Raw genomic sequence first — 19,987 nt, 5'->3', positions numbered from 1 at the left:
ACCAAAGGCAGTGCCGCCGGGGACAGGGACGCTCGAGGACCAGCCGTGCTACGACCACTGAACGACACCGACCCGCGGGTGATGGGGCCCTATCGCCTGCACAATCGCATCGGCGCCGGCGGCATGGGCGTTGTTTACCTGGGATTCGGACCGGACGACCAGCCCGTCGCGGTGAAGGTGCCGCACGAGGTGCATGCCAGTGACCCCGAGTTCCGTGCCCGCTTCCGTTCCGAGGTCTCGGCTGCCCGGCATGTGCGAGCCGACACCGTCGCCCGGGTGATCAGGGCCGAGGTGGACGGGCCGAAGCCCTGGCTCGCGACCGAATACGTGGCGGGCCCCACCCTGCGCGCCGCCGTCCAGGAGGGCGGCCCGCTCACGGGCCGCCCTCTGGATGGGCTCGCGATCGGTCTCGCCGCGGCCCTCGAGGCGATCCACGCCGCCAGCGTGGTGCATCGCGACCTCAAACCGGCGAACATCGTGATGTCCTGGGCCGGTCCCAAGGTCATCGACTTCGGGGTGGCCCGGTCGGCCGACTACACCGGCTACACCCAGGCGGGCGAACTCGTCGGGACCGTGGTCTGGATGGCCCCCGAGCAGATCAACGGCCAGCAGGCGGGATCGGCCGCGGACGTCTTCGCCTGGGGATGCTGCGTGGTCTTCGCCGCGACCGGGCGGCGGCCCTTCCGCGGCGAGGCGCCGGAGATCGTGGCGCTGCACATCAGCTCGACCGAGCCGGAGCTCGACGGCGTGCCCGAGCGGCTGCTCGGTCCCGTTCGTCAGGCCCTGACGAAGAACCCCGGGCACCGGCCCTCCGCCGGCGAGCTCGTCCGCCTGCTCACCCAGCGGCTCTCCCCCGAGGAGACGGCCGACGCCAGCAACGACGTCCCCCCGGTCACGGGTGCGGAACCGAACCGCGAGCAGACCCGGCCGACCCCGAATCCCGGCCCGCCGGCAACCCCTCCCCCCACACCCTCACCCGTCCCGACGCCGTCATTCCCCGCAGTCGGGCCCGCGCATCCGTCACGGCCATCCCCGTCCTCGTCACGGCCATCGGTCCTGACCGCGCTGCTCGCCCTGACCGGTCTGGCCGCCACGGTCGGGGTCTGGGCCGCCGAAACCGAGCGGACCGGCCATGCCGTCGTGGGGCCGGTGGCCGCCGCGATAATCGGCCTCATCTGCGGGCAAATGATCTTCCTGAGCGACCGGCGGATCGGTGTCCTGACGACCGTGGCCGCGGCGGTGAGCGGGTCGGGGATCGGTCTGCTGCTCGCGCGCGTCCTGGATGTTGACGAGCCGAATCGCGTGCTGCTGTCGGTCGCCGGCGCCCTGATCGTCGCCACGGCCTTCGCGGGCGCCATGGCGCCGTCCCGGCCGGCCCCGGGGGATCGGCCTGGAACCGACGGACCGGGTGAGCCGGTGGGGTCACACCGGCTCCTGGAACCGACCCACCCGGTATCCCGTACGAACACCGGTGGGGAAGCCGGCACGGACGCCGCCGGGGCGACCCTGCGCCTGCACGGCGCCGCGGCCCCCGGCCAGCACCTCGTGCCGGAACGCCCCGACCCGTCCTGACCGACCCAACCCCGGCCCAGCCCGGGGTCACCCGACCCGACCCCGGCGAGCGGGCTGCTCGGCAGCGTCTCGATATTTCCGTCCACCTGGGAAGCTGTCCTGCGACAATGGAGGAAGCCAAGGGGGTGTCGTGGCTACCGTTCCGGTAGGCAACCGTATGGTGGCGGGCCGATACCGACTCGTCGCGCGGCTGGGTGCGGGTGCGATGGGGACGGTGTGGCGTGCCTTCGACTCCGTGCTGGAGACCGAGGCGGCCCTCAAGGAGATCGAGTTCGCCGGCGGAGTCGCCGAGGCCGAACGCGCAGACCGGGTCGAACGCGCCCTGCGGGAGGCGCGCCATGCGGCCAAGCTTCGCGGCCATCCGCATGTCGTCACCATCCTCGACGTGCTCCTGGAAAACGGCCTGCCCTGGATCGTGATGGAGCTCGTGCCGTCCCGGTCCCTGTTCGAGGTGGTCCGGTCCGACGGGCCCCTGCCCGTTGCCGAGGTCGCCCGGATCGGGACCGCGGTGCTCGATGCCCTCGTCGCGGCACGGGCGCATGGCATCGTTCACCGTGACGTCAAGCCGTCGAACGTCCTGATCGGGACCGATGGACGGGTCGTGCTCACCGACTTCGGCATCGCCACCGGCGACGGCGACCCGACCCTCACCGTCACCGGTGTCCTCGGGACCCCCCTCTACATGGCGCCGGAGCGGCTGAACAACCAGCCCGCCACCTTCGAGGCGGACCTGTTCAGCCTGGGCGGCACGCTGTACTTCGCCGTCGAGGGCCGGCCGCCGTTCGAGCGGGACACGTTCGGCGCGATGCTCGCGGCCATCCTGCTGCAGCCGCCCGCCCAGGCGCACCGGGCCGGCGAGCTGGCCGCGGTGCTCGACGGCCTGTTGGAGAAGGACCCCGGCCGGCGGATGACCCCGGCCCGGGCGCACGAGCTGCTCGCCCGGGCGGCCCAGGCCGATCCGCCGCGTCGGGCGGCCCACGTTGACGAGCTGTCCTGGCATCCAGGGCCCACCGCCAGAGCGGCGCCCAGCCAGGTGCCCGGCCAGGCGCCCAGCCAGGTGCCCGGCCAGGCGCCCAGCCAGGCGCCCAGCGGACACGTCGATCCCGGCGCGCCGCAGACCGGCCGTCCTGCCGCCCCGACGGAGCTCACCGCGGTGGAGCAGGACGGCGCGGTCCTGCTCCGATGGGAACCATCGACCACGCAGGGCGCCTCCTACCGGGTGTCGCGTGTTCTTGTCGACCCCACGGCCCCCGGCGGCCGCCGCGAACGCAGCCTGGGCATCACCACGGCCACCGAGCTGTTCGACGCCGGCGTGCCCAGGGGCGTCCCGCACTGGCACGAGGTGGTCACCACGGTGTCCGGCGAATCCGGCCAGCTGCGGTCCGTACCGGTCCGCACCCCGACCCGCACGCTCTTCCCGCCCGTCACGGCGCTGCGGGCGAGCATGATCGACGACGCGGTCGCGCTGTCCTGGCGACCGGTTCCGGGGCAGGGCTGCATCGTCATCGAACGGACCTTCGCCGAGACCTCCCCGCTGTCGGGCGCGAAGCGCCGGTTCCGCGGATCCGACGGCTATTTCCTCGACCAGGACACCGCGCCCGGCGCGATCTACCGCTACCAGGTGTGGGTCGCCGGAGCGGACGCCTCGGATAGTCTCGTCGCCCCGTCGGGTGCCGCGGAGGTACTGGTGCGGGTCGTCGCACGGCCGCGCGCGGTGGTGGATCTGGAGGCCCGTTCCACCCTGGGCGGCACCGTCCTGCGCTGGACGACCGTGCCCGGAGCGATCGTGCGGATCTACGTGACCGAGGTTCCCGAGCAGGCCGGGCTGGTCGGTACCGGCCCGTTCGGCCCGGCCGACCACGAGGTGGGCGTGGGGTCGCTGGAGGGCCGGGCCCGTCTTGTCGGGGAGAGCCGCCGCGGACGTCTCGTCGACCGCAATCCCGCCGGCGTGGTGGTGTACACGCCGGTCACCATCACCGAGGACCGCGCGGTGATCGGCGCGGCCGTCACCCATCACGCTCCGTAAACAGGCCCCGGTCGTGACCTGAACGCCCATCCCGAGCGGAGTGGCCGCGGGTCCGGATGCCAGCATGGGTCACCGTGGAAAGTCCAGACAACATCGCCGACAGCACCGGCACAATCGACAGCATCGGCACCACCGGCCCGACCGACCGCACCAGTCCGAGCCACACCGGCCCAAGCCACACCGGCCCAAGCCACACCGGCCCAAGCCACACCGGCCCAAGCCACACCGATCAGGACGGTTCCGCGCCGCTGCCGGCCTACGGCTACCGTGACATCGACCCGGACACGGCCCGCCGGGCGAGCCGCTTCTACTGGGACGATGCCGCGGCGGACTACCAGTCGGAGCACGGCGCGTTCCTCGGCGACAGCGACTTCTGCTGGTGCCCGGAGGGACTGCGGGAGTCCGAGATCGGGTTGCTCGGCGACGTCGCCGGCAAGGTGGTCCTGGAAGTCGGCTGCGGCGGCGCGCAGTGCGCCCGCTGGCTGCGCGGGCAGGGCGCCCGGGTGGTGGGATTCGACCTGTCCGGCGGACAGCTGGACCAGGCCCGCGCGCTCGGGATCCGCACCGGTATCGATGTGCCGCTCGTCCAGGCGGACGCCACGGCGCTCCCGTTCGCGGCCGCCAGCGTGGACGTGGCCTGCTCGGCGTTCGGCGCGGTCCCGTTCGTCGCCGACAGTGGCACCGTGATGCGGGAGATCGCCCGGGTGCTGCGGCCGGGCGGCCGCTGGGTGTTCTCCACGACCCATCCGTTCGTCTGGTGCCTGCCGGATGACCCGGACGAGAACGGCCTGCGGGTCTTCCACAGCTACTTCGACCGACGCGCCTACACCGAGCATGACGAGCAGGGCAGCGCGATCTACACCGAGACGCACCGCACAATGGGCGACCGGGTCCGCGAGATCGTCGCCGCGGGATTGATCCTGCTCGACGTCATCGAGCCGGAATGGCCTCCTGGCCAGGAGCGGGCCTGGGGGCAATGGGGACCGATCCGGGGCGGATACGTCCCCTCCACCTCGATCTTCGTAACCCAGCTCCCTTCCGGGGCCTCGGGTGCCGATCAGCATGGATGCGGCGCGTACCAGGCCACCGACTCAACGCCGCGACGGGCTGACACACTATGCGAACAACGCCCCAGGGTGCGGTGAGACGGCCCGATCCCCCCCGTTATGGTGAGCCCCGGATTCGCCGTTAGGGGCAGACCGTGTATCACGCTCACTCCACACCCGGAGATGCCACGTTCAGGCGACGCGGCAATCCGGCCGTCCGCACGTGCGCGGGCGTGGTCATGACAGCGGCGCTGGGGCTCGTGGCCGGGTGCTCCTCCAGCGGCGGCGACACCGCCTCGTTCACTCCGGCGCCACGGGCTACCCGGATCGCGCCTGCCGTCGCGGCTGATCCGTTGCCACCGTTGAGCAAGTTCATCACCCAGCCGGACGGCAGCCAGGTGACGACGGTCAGCGCTGACTACCTGTTCGACTCGAACAGCAGTGAGCTCCGGAGGGAGGCCGTGACCGCGTTGGGGCAGATTCTGCCGTCGATCCGTGAACACCCCGGCCACATCGCGGTCATCGGGTACAGCGATGGGCTGGGTCGGACCGAGGACAACCTGCGGCTGTCGCAGGATCGCGCCAAGGCGGTCGAGTCGTGGCTTGCTACTCAGGGCATCCCCGGCTCGGTGCTGGAGGTCGAGGGCAAGGGCGAGGAAGGCGCGCAGGACGGCGTCGCCGACGCGAGCCGGCGCCGAGTGGAGATCGTGCTGCGATGACGAGCAATGTTCCCGTCGCTGTTCCCGTCGCTGTTCCCGTCGCTCCCACGGTGGCGGCCGAGGATGCCACCGAGGACGATCTGATGGTTGCCGGGCCGCGGCGACGGGCCCGGCGCAGGCGGCTCGCCGGTCTGGTCGCGGCGACGCTGCTCGCGATGCCGATGCTCACCGCCTGCAACACCGGCGGTCTGCTGGGCAGGGCCGACGCCTCCGCTCCGTTGGACTGCACCCGATACCAGGAGAAGGCCCCGGACAACGGCGCACCCCTGCTACTGATCCTTCTCGACCTGTCCGACAACTCGCCCGAGACGGCCGGGCGGGTGACCGCCCGGACCCAGCCCTATCTCGACACCGCGCTGAAGAACGGCGAGTACATCCGGCTGGTCGCCAGCGGCGGCGGCCCGATGACCTACTCGGACTGCTTCCACGGTGACCGGATGTTCCAGATCACTCGGAACAACGACCGACGCGAGGAGAAGGACCGGCTCGCCGCGTCGAAGGTGCTCAGTCAGGAGATCGACCACATCGTCCAAACCGAGCGGGTCAGCCCGAAGGGCAGCGTGACGGGCCTGCTCGCCGGCATCAACGACGAGATCAACGCCGTCCGTTCCACGCCCGATGTGAAGGTCAACGAGGTGACCGTGCTGGTCTGGACGGACCTCCTGGGGACCGGCCAGGAGTCCGACTGCCTCAACGTCGACGGTAAGAAGGCCTCCGTGTCGATCGCCGAGGCACTGGTCAAACGGTGCTTCGAGACGCGGCAGATCACCTCCGTCGGAAACGACAGGGTGCGTTTCATCGGCGTCAACGAGGGATCAGCGGACCGCCCGCAGCAGGACCTCGCCCGTTACCTCAAGGGCGAGCTGTGCCGACGGATCAGCAGTGACTGCAGCTAGGACGGCCCCGCCCCGGCCGGACACCCGGCGTCATCATCCTCATGCCCCCGACCAGCCCGGCCCCATCGAAAGCGGCACTGCACTGACCACTCTCACCGCCACCTCAAGTCCGGCCGCGACCGTCGCCGGAGCACCCGAGATCCCGGAACACCCCGTCCGCATCCGCCGCGGCGCGCACCACGCCGACACGTCCGAGCCACTGATGATCGCGACAGCACCGGTGGAAACCCACGCAAGGAGGCGACCCATGGGTGTTCTTCACGAGCCCGAGGAGCAGCATTTCAGCCCGGCCCTCATGCGCTCGACGGTCGTGATCACCAGCTGTCTGCTCATGCTCGCGGTGCTGGAGATCTGGGTCTGGCTGACCCTGTCGTCGCCGTTCGCGAAGGTCTCCGTCACCGGCTCGATGATCGTGACCGCGCTCAGCTTCTTCATCACCGGGAACACCTTCCGACTGCGCGACATCCGCCGCCGTGTGGGCAACCAGGCCCGGGCCGGCCGGATCGCCCCGATCGACGCGCTGTCCAGGCTGCCGCCGCGGGAGACCATCCAGCGACGGTTCCTGCTGGGGGCCGTCGGTGCGGTCGTCGGGGTCGGCACGCTCGTACTGACCATGGTCTTCTCCGGTGACGAGGCCCAGGGTGCGCGCGAGGCGATGGTCGCCTCGGTGCTCGGCATCGTCTGCGCCATGCTCTGCTTCGTCGGCGGCACCTTCGCCCGTCCGATCGACTGACCGGCCGACCACGCCAACCACACCGACCAGCAGCCGACGAGGCCGACAGCTCCGTGGAACCTCTCGTCGAATGTCCCGTCGAACCCGTCCGGTCGAACCCGGAAGGACCGAGATCGGAAAGTAGGAACCTCCAAGGTGCTGCGTAGGGGAAACCAGCCAGGGCGTCTGGCCAAGCAGCTCATCCGCCGGGTGGGAGACGCCGACATTGCGCTGGCGGGCGCCGAGACCCGCCCGAAGGTCCTCAAGAGCCTCGAGGACGCGGAGGTCCAGGAGGTCCGCGCCGCGGTCCGGGCCGACGGACGGACCCTGGAAGAGCTGATCGCCGAGCTCCGGATGGAGATCGACTCCCGGGCCGAACGCCGAGAGCGGCGGACCGAGCTGATCAAGAACAAGGTCGAGCAGGGCCGGCTGTGGCGCAGCGTCGGGGTGCAGGAACGCATCCCGCAGATGGCACTGGCGGGCCCGGCCCGGGCCGCGGTGCTGACGGTGCTCGCGGCGCTGGACTTCTACGTCTTCGCCCAGTCCTACGCCGTCCTCGCTGACGTCGGCGGGTACGGGCCCGAATGGTGGCTGGGCGGCCTGCTGGGGGTCGCCGTGTTCATCGCCGGGGTGGCGCTCGCCCACGGCATCAAGGCGTCGATCCTCGCACGGGCCCAGAAGCAGATGCTCGCCGACGCCGACGCGGGCCGGTTCAAGATCGATCCGGAGATCCGCGAGCAGCTGGTGGAGTCGAAGTCGTCGCCGCTGGCCTTGACCCTCACCACCGCGATCTTCCTGCTGCTGTCCATCGCCGGAGTGCTGGTGCGCACCCAGGGATCGGCCAGCGAGAGCACCGGCGGCGCGGTGATCGTGTTCCAGGCGTTGATCCCGCTGGTCGCCGTCGCGGTCGAGCTCTACCTGCACGACCCGACGGAACGGGACGAGCCGATGCCCAACATCGTCGACCGTCGGCTCGAACGGCGGCTGGCCAAGGCCGAACGGCGGCTGCGCATCGTCGCGGCCCAGGTCGAGGCGAAGGTCTCCAGGATCGAGAAGCTCTACCGGGTCGAGGAGGCCATCCTTGACGTGGAGCAGAAGGACATGGGCCTGCGGCACACCACCGACCTCGTCCTCGGCGGTGGCCACATCCCGACCGTCCCGACGAACGGCCGGGTCGCCGAGGTGGACCGCGAGCAGTTGGAGAAGACCCTCAAGATGGCCCGTCGATCCTGATCCGGCTGACGGGTACCGATCCGGCTGACGGGTACCATATGAGACCGCCATCGAAGAGCACGCCGCCCGCGTGCCGGCCCCACAACCGGGGGTGACAATATTCCCATGCTTTCGGATGACGGCCTTTCGGATGACGACGTAGACGAGATCGTCTTCAAGGCCGCGGGAAACGGCGACCATCGCGGCGCGGCGGCCACTCTGGAGGCCCTGGCCGAACGGAGCGAGACGCACAGCGAACGCGTCACCCGGGCATCCCTGCTGGTCGACGCGGGCAGCCAGTACGGGCTCGCGGACGACTGGGACGAGGCGATCCGCTGCTACCGGGCGGCGGTGGCGGACGGCGGCAAGTGCCCGGTCGATCCCCGCGTCTGGCTGCATGACGGCCTGCTGCGCAACGGTCAGCAGGACGACGCGGCCGCGCTGCGGGCCGAGCTGAAGGCGTCCCGGTCGGTCGATCCGGGCGTCTACGAGGCCGTGGCCGAGAGCCTGGAGTCAATCGGTCTGCTCACCGACGCCCACGCCTGGTTCACCATGGGCTACCACCGCTGCGAGCACGCCACGGTCCCCGACTTCATGCTCGATCTCCTGCTGGTCGGCCGGCGGCGGGTGCGCGTCGCCCTCGGTTATCCGACGGACGATCTCGACGAGGTGGCCGAGGACTACATGGAGACGGTCGGCGGCTGATGGCCCCCGGGGTGCCCGGGGAAGTACCCCGGGAAGAGCGCGGCCGGATGCTTCGTTGTAACCAGCCGTGAGCCCGGCCCGACCTGTCCCCCTGTCCGTGTTGGATCTCGTCCCGGTGGGCACCGGCGTCCCCGCCACCGACGCGGTCCACGGGACACTCGAACTCGCCCGACATGCCGAAAGGCTCGGATACACCCGATACTGGTTGGCCGAGCATCATGGCATCCCGGGGATCGCGAGCTCGGCGACCTCGATCCTCATCGGTCAGGTCGCCGCGGCCACCACCACCCTCAGGGTGGGGTCCGGTGGGGTGATGCTGCCCAACCATGCGCCACTCGCCATCGCCGAACAGTTCGGCACGTTGGGCACCCTCTTCCCGGGACGGATCGATCTGGGTGTCGGCCGTGCTCCCGGCACCGATCCCGCGACCGCCCGGGCTCTACGCCGCACCAGCGATCTGTCGGCCATCGACGACTTCCCCGAGCAGCTCGCCGAACTGACGACCTTTCTGGCCGGGGGGAATTTCCCCGACTCGCACCCGAGGCGCGGCGTCACCGCGTTCCCGCGGGCCGAGGTACCGCCCATCTGGTTGCTGGGATCGAGTGGCTACAGCGCCCAGGTGGCCGGCATGCTCGGCCTGCCGTTCGCGTTCGCGCACCATTTCAGCTCGGTGAACACGGTGCCGGCGTTGGAGCTCTACCGGAAGTCCTTCCGTCCCTCGCCCGGCCGGGAACGACCGTATGCGATCGTCGCCGCCGCGGTGCTCTGTGCCGCCGACGACGAGCACGCGCAGTGGCTGGCCGGACCGCAGCGGCTGGCGATGCTGCGGCTGCGTAGCGGCCGCCCCGGGGTGTTCCCTTCGCCAGAGGAGGCCGCCGCCTACCCGTGGACCTCGCGGGAGCGGTCGATCGCGGAGGCCGCCACCGCCTCGCACATCGTCGGCTCCCCGGTGACGGTTCGCGCGGGGATCGACGCGCTGCTCGACGAGACGGGTGCCGACGAGGTCATGGTCGTCACCAACGTCACCCGGCTGGCGGACCGGATCCGCTCCTACGAGCTGGTGGCCGAACTCGGCGGACTGACATCGACGGGTCCGGCGGCCGCGAGCGGCCGGGGCGCAGTACCCGTTCGGTGATCCGCGCGACCAGTCCGCGCGGCAGCAGCCGGGAGGCGTTGGAGGTCAGGTAGTTCAGCCGTCCGTCGATGACGTACGGCTGGCCGCGGTCGAGGGCACGGAACGCGGTGGCGATCACCTCGTCCGTGGTCCGCAACCGGCCACCGGCGGACATCCGGGTTCCCAGCACCTCGAAGAACTCGGTGTCGGTCGGTCCGGGGCATAACGCGAGGACGCGCACCCCCCGCCGGCGGTACTCGGCCCACAGGCCGATCGAGAACGACAGGACGAAGGCCTTCGAGGCCCCGTAGACGGTCATGTACGGGACGGCCTGGAAACCCGAGGTGGAGGAGACGTTGATGACCGTGCCGCGGCCCCGGGCCACCATGCCCGGCAGGAACAGGTGCGCGACCCGTTCGACAGCCACCACGTTCAGCATCACCTCACGGTGATCCCGGTCGGCGGACAGCTCGTGGTAGGGACCGCGTGTCCCGAACCCGGCGTTGTTGACGAGGATGTCGACCTCCAGGCCCGCTTCGGCGACCGCCTCGGCGAGGCGGTCCGGACCACGCTCGTCGGCGAGGTCGACCGCGATGACGTGCGCCTCGGTGCCGTACCGGGCGCCGAGGCGCTCCGCGACCATCCACAGCCTCGGCTCGGACGGCGCCACGAGGACGAGCCGGGCTCCACGGTCCGCGTATGCCTCGGCGAACGCCGCGCCGATGCCCGAGGATGCGCCGGTGATGAGAGCGGTGCTCATCCGAAGATCCGGGTCGGCGGTCATGCTCCTCCTGCTCAGCCGGGGTTCCGCACGGGCGTCCGCGCCGGGCGCGCCGGGCACGCCACAGGGCGATGTCAGGAAACGCCATCATCGAACACCCGGAAGGAGGAGCACTCACCCGGCACTAGGCGGATTTTCCCTTAGGCGACAGATCGCTCACGCCAAGCATCGACAACCCGGCGAAAATTACTACGGAAAGTCACCATCGCCGTCAGAGTCCCTCACCCGCTCCGCTCGACTCACCCACGAAGAATGACTCCGATGCGCGTCTAATCAACTACAATTTCGCCGCTACCCGGCAACCGCGGCAGGAGGATCGTGTCCCTACGTAGTCGAATGCCGCGACATCCCGGCGCACTCGTCCTCGTCCTCCTCGCCATGAGTGCTGTTCTTGTCGCGACCCTCGGTCACGAACACCGCGGCCGCGACGGCAGCAGCGCGGCCGGGCCCAGTAGCCCGGACAGACCAGGGCCCACCAGCGCGGCCAGCCTTCCCGGCCCACCCGGCGCCCATGCACCACCCGGCGCCCATGCACCACCCGGCGCCCATGCACCACACGGCGCCCATGCACCACACGATGAAGGGGATCCGCGGCCCGGCCCCTGGGGCCGGGCGCTGGCGGCGGGAATCCGACCCGTCCCGGCGACCCAGCCGGGCAAGCTGCGCTTTGGTCTCGGGCCGGCGCTCGACAGCGCCCTCGCCTCGCCGCTCGCCGGGAACCTGGACTTTCTCACCACCTGGTACAACGGCCCGGGCGACCTGAGCTTTCTACGGAAGTGGCGGGCGGACCTGATTCCCGAGGTCTACCGTTCCGGCCACGGCATTCATCTCGTCGTCTGGCTCGACGGCACCGGCAGCGTGGGGACCTTCCAGACCTCCCATGGCCCCGCCTGCGGCCGGGAGTACCCGTTGTCCGGCGCCTTTCTCACCGACGCCCGCGAGCTCGCCTCGATCTTCGCCGGACCCGCGAACGGCCCGGCGCTCTACGTCACGCTCTTCACCGAACTGCAGACATATCCGTGCCAGTCCAACGAGTGGGCCGCCACACCCGAGACCACGAACTACTACCGGGCTCTGCAGGACCGCTATCTGGCGACCCAGGAGATCTTCCATGCCGGGGCGCCCAACGCCCGGGTGTCGCTGGGCTGGGGCGGTTGGCAGAGCCGCTGGGACGATCCGGTGAAGGGCGGCGGCCGCTCTCTGATCACACACTTCGCGGACGTGCTGCGGGCGTCGGACTTCCAGAGCTTCCAGGCGATGGGGAACGATTCCAACGCCGCCGACGTGCGGAACATGACGAAGCTGCTGGGACAGTACGGCCCGGTCATGGTGGCGCATTTCAAGTCGGGGTCGCAGGCGGCCTGGGACGCGGACATGCACGCCCTGCTCGCCGGTGACGAGGTGCGCAAGCTCAGCCTGGACGGGCTGTTCGCCTTCAGTTTCATGGACCAGTCCAACATCAACTTCTCACCGCAGGCGCTGGCCACCGCCCGGGGGGCGGTGCAGAGCCACGGCGTCCGGTCCTCGTACTAACTGATCTCCTAGAACGATCAGTTAGTACGCGTGCGGAGAGGGTAGTCGGTTAGGACTACGAGGCAGCCGTGGCCCGCGCCCGCCGCACGCGATGATCACGCAATGATGAGGAGGAGGCCGCGCGGATGCGTCTGCCCGCAGCCCGGACCGTCCTGCGCGTGCCGAGCGCCCTCCTGGGGGCGGTGGCCCAGCCGGTTCTCGCCCATACGGTTCTTGCCCATACCCGGACCGGGTGGAGTCCGGATTCAAAGCCCGGTTCCCTCGCACCCGGGCCCCCCACGCCCCGCGGGGTCGATCGCGACGGCGCCGATCGCGACGGCGCCGATCGCGAGATCGCCGGCTCCACGGCGGCCGGCGAACCGCGGGGGAGGGCCGACGCCCACCACCTTCTCAGTCTCGGGATCCGGGGGATCTCCGGGCCTGCCGGCGAATCCCGTCGCCGGCAGCTGGAACGAGTACTGGAGAATCAGCCCGGGGTGGCGTGGGCCCGGGTCAACGAGCCGTTGCAATGTGTCCTGATCGGGCTCGCCGAACCGCCCCCCACCCTCGACGACCTGGTCGCGGCCCTCGGCCGGGTGGAGGGCGTCGCGCTCGAACCGAAGCCGGGAGCGGTGGCGAGGTTCGCGGCGCCGGTCCGCCGGACGGCCGCGGCACTGGCGGCCGACGGGGTCGCGTTCGCGCTGGCGTCGGCGGGCCGGCTCGCCCGGGCGGTGCCACTGCCCATCGAGATCGCATCGCTGGTCACCCTCGTCGACACCCAACCCCGGCTGCGCCGGTGGGTGGAGCAGATGCTCGGCGCGGGCCGGGCCGACGTCGTCCTCGGGCTGGTCAACGCCGGTGCCCTCGCCCTGGCGCAGGGGAATCTCGGTCTCGCGGTCGACGCCGGCTACCGGATGGTCGCGCTGGGCGAGGCGCGTGCGCGCCGGGACGCCTTCATGACGGCTCGGGACGGGCTGCTCGGTCATCCGGACTGGGCCGCGGCCGAGCCGGTGGTGACCGAACGGCCGCGACCGCTGCCGGACGGTCCGGTGGAGCGCTACGCCGACCTCGCCGTGCTCGGCGGGCTCGGCGGGTTCGCGGCCGCCACCGCCGCCACCGGGAATCCGCGCCGTGCCGTGGCGCTGGCCGCCACCTCGCTGCCACGCCCGGCCCGGGTCGGGCGGGAGGGCTTCGCCGCCCAGTTGACCCGCGTCCTGGCGCGCCGCGGCGTCCACGTCATGGATTCGGCGGCCCTGCGGGTGCTCGACCGCGTCGACACCATCGTCATCGACGCCGACGTCCTGCGCGGAGAGGAACGCATAATCGCCGACGTCGTGCCGCTGGCCGGTGCGAACCGCAGCGACGTCGCGGTCCGCGCGCACGCCCTGTTCCGTCCGGCCGGTATCAGCGCCGTCGCCACCGCGGAGGGCTGGGCCCTCGGGCCGGTGGAACAGCTCGGCCTGCGCGGCCGGACCGGTGTCCGGGAGCGCCGCGAACTGGCCCGGTCCGGGGCGGACACGGTGCTCGGTCTGGCTCAGGGCAGCAGGCTGATGGCCATCGTGTCGGTCGAACCCGGGCGAGCGGAGGGGAGCCACCACCTGCTGGCCGCCTGCCGCCGTTCCGGGCGGGCGGTGTTCATCGCCGGTGACCCTCCCGCCGGCGCCGGCGGAACAGTGGAGGACACCAACAACCTTCCCGGGGTACCCGGGGGGGACCGGTTGGTCGGGACGATCCGCGGTCTGCAGGCCGAGCGCGGCGGCGTCCTGGTCGTGTCCCGCCGACGGGCCGCGGTCGGCACCGCGGACTGCGGCGTCGGCGTGAACGGCCACGACGGCTCGCCGGCCTGGGGGGCGCACATCCTGGTTGGGAATGACCTGGCCGCCGCCAGCCTCGTGATCGAGGCGGTCGCCGCGGCCGCCCAGGTGAGCCGGCACGCGGTGCGGCTCGCCCAGGTGGGCTCGGGTGCCGGTGCGTTGGCCATGCTCACCGGGGCCGACCCGCGGCTGGTCTCCCGGGCCATGACAATGGTCACCGCGGCGGTCACCGCCGCCCTCGGCGAGGGGATCTGGGCGGCGCGGGAACTGGGTCGCCGCCCCCCGCCGCCCGCAGTCCCCCGTACCCCGTGGCACATCCTGCCGGCCGAGGACTGCCTGGCTCTGCTGGACAACAGCCGCCCGGGTGGGCTGTCCACCGAGGAGGCGGCGCGACGCCGCCAGGACGGCGCGGTGTCGATGCAGGCGACCGCGCCCAGCCTCGTCCGGGCGTTCGCGGCCGAACTGGCCAACCCGCTCACCCCCGTCCTCCTCGGCGGCGCCGCGCTGTCGGCCGCGACCGGTTCCGTGCTGGACGCCGGTCTGGTGCTCAGCGTCGCGATCGGCTCGGCGTTCGCCGGCGCGGTCCAGCAGATACGGGCGGACCGGGCACTCGCCCGACTGTTCGCCGTCTCGGCGGTTCCGGCCCGGGTGCTGCGGGACGGCGAGGAGACCAAGCTGCCGGCGGACGACCTGGTCCCGGGCGACATCATCATGGTCGGGGCCGGGGATGTCGTCCCCGCGGACTGCCGGCTCCTGTCGACGACGGGGCTCGACGTCGACGAGTCGTCGCTGACCGGCGAGTCCATGCCGGTCACGAAATCGCCCGGACCGGTGGCAGCCGCCAACCTGGCAGACCGCTCCTCGATGATCTACGAAGGAACGACCGTCGCCGGCGGGCGGGGCGCCGGCGTGGTGGTGGCCACCGGCTCGGCCACCGAGGCGGGGCGCAGCATGGCCGCGACCGCCGGTCCCGCCCGGCTCAGCGGCGTCGAGGCGCGACTGTCCACAATCACCGATCTCACCATTCCGGTGGCGCTCGCCGCCGCCGGGGCACTGTTGGCCTCCGGGTTGATCCGTGGCCTGCCGATCCGGGACACGCTCAGCGCCGGGGTGGCGCTCGCCGTCGCGGCGGTGCCCGAAGGGCTGCCCTTCCTCGCGACCGCCGCCCAGCTTTCCGCCGCCCGACGGCTCTCGGCACGGGGCGCGCTGGTACGCAACCCCCGCACCATCGAGACCCTCGGCCGGGTGGACGTGCTGGGTTTCGACAAGACCGGAACGCTCACCGAGGGCAGGATCCACCTGCACGCCGTCTCGGACGGCACGCACACCGCCGCGGTGACCGAGTTCGGAGCGACGCATCGGCGGGTGCTGGCCGCCGGGCTACGCGCCACGCCGCGCGGCAAAGGAAAGAAGAAGTTGCCGCATCCGACCGATCGCGCGGTGCAGAAGGGAGCGGCCGCGGCGGCGGTGACCCGCGAGTACGGTCTCGCCGTGTGGTCGCCGACGGCCTCGCTTCCCTTCGAGCCGGGCCGCGGCTACCACGCGGCAGTGGGGGATGCCGGCACGACCACGGTGCTGAGCGTCAAAGGGGCGCCCGAGGTGCTGCTGCCACGGTGCGCCCGCATCCGGACCGCCGACGGAACGGCACCGCTGAACGACCGCCGGCGGGCGAGGCTCATCCAGGAGCACAGCCGGCTCGCGGGCGCGGGCTACCGCGTCCTCGCGGTGGCCGATCGCGACCTGGGGTCCGCGCCCCGACCGGCGGACGAGGAACTCACCGATGACAGCGTGGCCGAGTTGGCCTTCCTCGGCTTCCTCGTCCTGTCCGACCCGGTCCGGACCACGGCCGGGGCGTCGCTGGAGGCGCTGCGCGCCGCGGGCGTGCAGGTGCTGATGATGACCGGAGACCATCCGGCCACCGCCAGGACGATCGCCACCGAACTGGGAGTGCTCACCGACGACCAGATCATGCTGACGGGTGTCGAGCTCGAAGCCATGGACGACGAGGCCCTGGACGCGGTCCTGCCCAGGGTGGCCGTGATCGCCCGGAGCACTCCGCTGCATAAGGTGCGGGTCGTGGAGGCCTACCAGCGGCTGGGCAAGACGGTGGCGATGACCGGCGACGGCGCCAACGACGCGCCCGCCATCCGGCTCGCCGACGTCGGCCTCGCGCTGGGCCGGCGTGGCACGCCGGCGGCCCGGGCCGCCGCCGACGTGATCGTGACGGACGACCAGCTGAACACGATCATCGACGTGCTCGTCGAGGGCCGTTCGATGTGGGCCTCGGTCCGCCAGGCCCTGGGCATCTTCGTGGGCGGGAACCTCGGCGAGATCGCGTTCACTCTCCTCGGCTCCATGGCCACCGGGCGGTCGCCACTGTCCGCGCGGCAACTGCTGCTCGTCAACCTGCTCACCGATCTCGCCCCGGCCCTGGCCGTCGCGCTGCGCGAGCCGGATCCGGAGGCGACCGGACAGCTCCTCAGCGAGGGCCCGGAGCGCTCCCTCGGTACCGCCCTGAACCGGGAGATCGCGGTGCGGGCGGTCGCCACGACCCTCGCCGCCACGGGTGCCTGGATCATCGCCCGCCTCACCGGGCGCCGACGGCACGCGAACACGGTCGGCCTCGCCGCGCTCGTCGGCTCGCAACTGGGCCAGACGCTGCTCGTCGGCGGCCGCAGCCGGACGGTCCTGCTGAGCATCGCCGCCTCGGCGGTCGTCCTGGCCGCCATCGTGCAGATGCCAGGCGTCAGCCAGTTCTTCGGTTGCACCCCGCTCGGTCCGGCGGGCTGGTCGATCGCGATCGGCGCGTCGCTGGCGGGGACGTTGCTCTCCTTCCTCCTCCAAGCCTCCGCCGGGCTGCAGTCCGCCGCAGGACACCTTTGGGTACGTGCGAGGTGAGTTGCGAGGTGAGTGGGGTAGGTGCCCGCACAGAAGCGGCCATGATATCGCGATTGAGGAATCTGATATTGAACCTGTGAGGTGACGCCGGTGGCCGACATCCTCGTACGTGACGTGCCGACGCGGTTCTCCCCAAGCTCGACGCTGCCTCCGCCCGAGCCGGAATCTCGCGTGTCGAGTATCCGCGCCGCACGCTTGCCGCCGCAGCCGGCCATCACCGGGCCCCGAGCGTCCCCGATCCGCTGATCGCAGCGACAGCGGAAGCCGCCGGCCTCGGTCGCTCCACTCGACCTGACCGCGTTCCTGGCGGGGATTGGAGAGCTGGGGCGGCCCTGGGCGCCAACGCATACTCGACCGTTACGTGATGGTACAGTCGCAACCGTGCGGGATGTGGCTACTTCGCCGCAGATAGCCGCGATCGACCCGCATCGACGCGTGTTCGCGCTGGCGAACGGGACCCGTCCGCGGATCCCAGCGGCAGCCTGCTCGTGTTCGTCCAGGTTAGCGACCTGCGCCACTCTGCCGAGGAGCGTCCAAGCAGTGACGGCAAAGCAGAACCTGGCCATCGCCTGTGCCGACCATCTGCTAGGCGGAAGTCCGCGTACCCACCTGCCCCACCTGCCCCAGCTCGCCGGCCGCGGCGCACTGGTCACCGGTGCCTCCAGCGGGATCGGGCGCGCCGTCGCCCTTCGGTTGGCGCGGGCCGGCGCATTTGTCATCGCGACCGGTCGCGATGAGGAGGTGCTGGCGAGGATGGTCAAGGAGGCCGACGAGGTCGGTCTGACCATCCATCACCAGGCTGCGGACATCACCGATCCCGCGGACCGCGGCTGTCTGGTCGACATGGTCCGTGATCAGCCCACGGACCTGAAGATCCTGGTGCACTCGGCAGGGGCCTACCACCGCGGCGCGATCGCCGACGCCCCACTGACCGACCTTGACGAACAGCTGGACATCAATGTACGCGCGCCCTATGTGCTCACCCAGATGCTGATTCCGGACCTCGTCCGGACCGGTGGCGACGTGGTGTTCATCAACTCCACCCAGGGCTTGTCCGCCGGCGCCGGCGTCGGCCAGTACGCCGCGGCCAAGCACGCCCTGCGGGCGATCGCCGACAGCCTGCGGGCGGAGGTCTCGGCTGCCGGGGTGCGGGTGTGCACGGTCTTCCCGGGCCGCACGGCGACCCCCATGCAGCAAAAAATCTTCCAGGCCGAGGGGCGGGCGTGGAATGCCGACCTGCTCATCGCGCCCGACGACATCGCCGACGTCGTGACCGGGGCAGTGGCACTTCCCGACCGCGCGAGTATCACCGAGATCGTGATACGCCCCACCTATGGACCCGGACCAGTGGACTCGTTCGTAGCTCGTCCGCAGACGGGCTAGACCTCACAACGCTGTGCGGCGACTGCCGCCCAGGTCCCAGGTTCGCCCGCTAGCCGGCTGCCGGCGCCACGATGTTCACCCGATCGGGGGCGCGATGGGCAATTCAACACCTACGTTAGTGTTTGTTCCTCCGAGGTATCGCCGTGGCCTCGCCTGGGACGGCACGCACGGCTGACGATCAAGGGGGCGCGTTGACCCGGAGGACCTCGCCAGAATCCGCCCAGCAGGAGAGCTTCCGTCCCTCGCGGCAGCTCCCAGCACCTCAGACCGGGCTGGAGCTGCCCACGTTGACCGGCTTGCGGGGAGTCGCCGCCACTCTGGTGTTCCTCCGCCACATCCACGCGGACGTCCAGGGGACCCTGCCGGTGGTCGCGGTGCTGGGCAACATCGGTTACGTGGGCGTCACGTTCTTCTTCGTGCTGTCGGGGTTCGTCCTCACCTGGGCGACCAGGCCGATCACCGCGGGGCAGTTCTACTGGCGCCGGTTCGCCCGGGTCTATCCCCTGTACTTCGCCGCCATCTGGATCTGGCTCGCGATCGCGTGGCCGCTGGGGACATTGGGGGACTTCGGCTCGAAGCCCCTCTCCATCCTGCCGAGTCTGCTCCTCGTCCAGGCATGGGTTCCAACCCAGTCGATCTATTTCGGCTGGGGTGGTGCCGTGCTGTGGTCGTTGTCCTGCGAGGCGTTCTTCTACCTGGTCTTCCCCCACGTGTACCGCAGGTTCGCGACCCGCACCAACCCCGAACGCATCCGCGCCGCGCTCCTGTTCGTTCTCCCTGCCGCGGCCGTGGCATGTGCGGCGAGCACCGCGGGCTCTCGGTTCGATCTTGCCGCGTACGCGAACCCGGCGGTGCGGCTCGGCGAGTTCGTCCTTGGCGTGGTCCTTGGGTTGCTGGCTCGTGAGGGTGCCCGCGCAACGCCGTGGCAGCGTCGGATGCTCACCGCCTTCTCCTGCGCCTGGCTGGTCGTCCCGATACTCCTGGGCTACCGCTACGGCCATCTACAGGGATTCATGGACACGCTCACACTGCCGGCGTTTGCCATCATCATCTTCCTGGCCGGCACCCGTGAGGCGGACGGCCGCCGGATTCCGGTGTTCAGCTCCCGCCCACTCGTCTATTTCGGCGAGATCTCCTACGCCTTCTATCTCATTCACCCCGCCACACTCACGATCAGCGGGGAACTCGGCTGGGTCGACGCCACCACCGCGGCCGGGACGGCGCTCGCCATCCTCGCCGACTTCGCCCTGTCCTTCGCCTTCGCCGCGGCCCTGCATCACACGGTGGAAGGCCCGGCCCGCCGATGGCTGATGGGGGTACTCCGGTCACGATCGTCCCCCCGTCATGCCTACCGGAGTCTGCTGCCCGATGTGCGACCGCGGATCCCACCGGAGTCCGCAAGCGCGGATCATGTCGTACCTGTCGCTCGTCCGTGACCACCGGCCCATCCCGCCCGGACGGAGGTCGGACGACGCATCGCCCTGTGAACGGCCATCACCCGCCCCCCGCGTGACGGAGCCGGGAAGGCCCGGTTCACGATGGTGGCCGGTCCCGACTTCGGACCGGCCCCGGACCGCGGCCATCGGTCCCGGCAGAC

14 protein-coding genes and 1 pseudogene are annotated in these 19,987 nt (G+C 71.1%); 14 read left to right on the top strand and 1 reads right to left on the bottom strand.

What is annotated here, in order from left to right; all coding sequences use genetic code 11:
- The first annotated feature begins 45 nt into the window (after positions 1-45).
- The 9 genes from FRANCCI3_RS01790 to FRANCCI3_RS01750 all read left to right on the top strand — a co-directional run bounded on the left by FRANCCI3_RS01790 (position 46) and on the right by FRANCCI3_RS01750 (position 10,023).
- Positions 46-1,572, top strand: a complete 1,527-nt coding sequence (locus FRANCCI3_RS01790; protein ID WP_011434825.1) for a serine/threonine-protein kinase — start codon at positions 46-48, stop codon at positions 1,570-1,572.
- A gap of 130 nt (positions 1,573-1,702) precedes the next feature.
- Positions 1,703-3,598: a serine/threonine-protein kinase gene (locus FRANCCI3_RS01785; RefSeq protein WP_011434824.1), complete on the top strand. Its 1,896-nt coding sequence runs from the start codon at positions 1,703-1,705 to the stop codon at positions 3,596-3,598.
- Between the two features lie 56 nt (positions 3,599-3,654).
- The gene (locus tag FRANCCI3_RS01780; RefSeq protein WP_011434823.1) at positions 3,655-4,743 is read left to right on the top strand and encodes a class I SAM-dependent methyltransferase; all 1,089 of its coding nucleotides are present in this window, start codon (positions 3,655-3,657) and stop codon (positions 4,741-4,743) included.
- A gap of 140 nt (positions 4,744-4,883) precedes the next feature.
- Complete coding sequence (locus FRANCCI3_RS01775) at positions 4,884-5,363, top strand: OmpA family protein (protein WP_232235168.1); 480 nt, start codon at positions 4,884-4,886, stop codon at positions 5,361-5,363.
- Positions 5,360-6,259 carry a hypothetical protein gene (locus FRANCCI3_RS01770; protein ID WP_011434821.1) on the top strand — a complete coding sequence of 300 codons (900 nt, stop codon included), beginning with the start codon at positions 5,360-5,362 and terminating at the stop codon, positions 6,257-6,259. Before FRANCCI3_RS01775 ends, FRANCCI3_RS01770 begins: the two co-directional genes overlap by 4 nt.
- A 247-nt stretch (positions 6,260-6,506) precedes the next feature.
- The gene (locus tag FRANCCI3_RS01765) at positions 6,507-6,992 is read left to right on the top strand and encodes a hypothetical protein (protein WP_011434820.1); all 486 of its coding nucleotides are present in this window, start codon (positions 6,507-6,509) and stop codon (positions 6,990-6,992) included.
- 135 nt (positions 6,993-7,127) lie between these two features.
- Positions 7,128-8,204, top strand: a complete 1,077-nt coding sequence (locus FRANCCI3_RS01760) for a hypothetical protein (protein WP_011434819.1) — start codon at positions 7,128-7,130, stop codon at positions 8,202-8,204.
- A gap of 105 nt (positions 8,205-8,309) precedes the next feature.
- Positions 8,310-8,888: a hypothetical protein gene (locus FRANCCI3_RS01755; RefSeq protein WP_011434818.1), complete on the top strand. Its 579-nt coding sequence runs from the start codon at positions 8,310-8,312 to the stop codon at positions 8,886-8,888.
- A gap of 67 nt (positions 8,889-8,955) precedes the next feature.
- Positions 8,956-10,023, top strand: coding sequence for an LLM class flavin-dependent oxidoreductase (locus FRANCCI3_RS01750; protein ID WP_011434817.1), 1,068 nt, complete (start codon positions 8,956-8,958; stop codon positions 10,021-10,023).
- Here FRANCCI3_RS01750 and FRANCCI3_RS01745 read toward each other — a convergent pair.
- Positions 9,911-10,786, bottom strand: a complete 876-nt coding sequence (locus tag FRANCCI3_RS01745) for an SDR family NAD(P)-dependent oxidoreductase (RefSeq protein WP_011434816.1) — start codon at positions 10,784-10,786, stop codon at positions 9,911-9,913. The two genes, FRANCCI3_RS01750 and FRANCCI3_RS01745, sit on opposite strands and share 113 nt — an antisense overlap.
- Before the next feature lie 333 nt (positions 10,787-11,119).
- On the opposite strand from FRANCCI3_RS01745, the gene FRANCCI3_RS01740 reads away from it, so the two are divergent.
- The 5 genes and pseudogenes from FRANCCI3_RS01740 (at position 11,120) to FRANCCI3_RS01725 (ending at position 19,826) form a co-directional block, all read left to right on the top strand.
- Positions 11,120-12,316, top strand: a complete 1,197-nt coding sequence (locus FRANCCI3_RS01740; protein WP_011434815.1) for a hypothetical protein — start codon at positions 11,120-11,122, stop codon at positions 12,314-12,316.
- Between the two features lie 125 nt (positions 12,317-12,441).
- Positions 12,442-17,007 (top strand): cation-translocating P-type ATPase, encoded by a 4,566-nt coding sequence (locus tag FRANCCI3_RS01735; RefSeq protein WP_011434814.1) that lies wholly within the window; start codon positions 12,442-12,444, stop codon positions 17,005-17,007.
- A 188-nt stretch (positions 17,008-17,195) separates the two neighbouring features.
- Positions 17,196-17,282: pseudogene (locus FRANCCI3_RS28885) on the top strand (VapC toxin family PIN domain ribonuclease); the annotation flags it as partial.
- Positions 17,283-17,547: 265 nt separating this feature from the next.
- A complete protein-coding gene (locus tag FRANCCI3_RS01730) occupies positions 17,548-18,390 on the top strand; it encodes an SDR family oxidoreductase (RefSeq protein ID WP_011434813.1) in 843 nt (280 codons plus the stop codon).
- A gap of 191 nt (positions 18,391-18,581) precedes the next feature.
- Positions 18,582-19,826, top strand: a complete 1,245-nt coding sequence (locus FRANCCI3_RS01725; protein WP_237704560.1) for an acyltransferase family protein — start codon at positions 18,582-18,584, stop codon at positions 19,824-19,826.
- Positions 19,827-19,987 lie beyond the last annotated feature (161 nt).

It is taken from the genome of Frankia casuarinae (assembly GCF_000013345.1).
In the GTDB taxonomy this organism is placed as follows: domain Bacteria; phylum Actinomycetota; class Actinomycetes; order Frankiales; family Frankiaceae; genus Frankia; species Frankia casuarinae.
The sequence above is the reverse complement of the archived record's forward strand: the minus strand, read 5'-3'. Positions and strand labels throughout refer to the sequence as shown.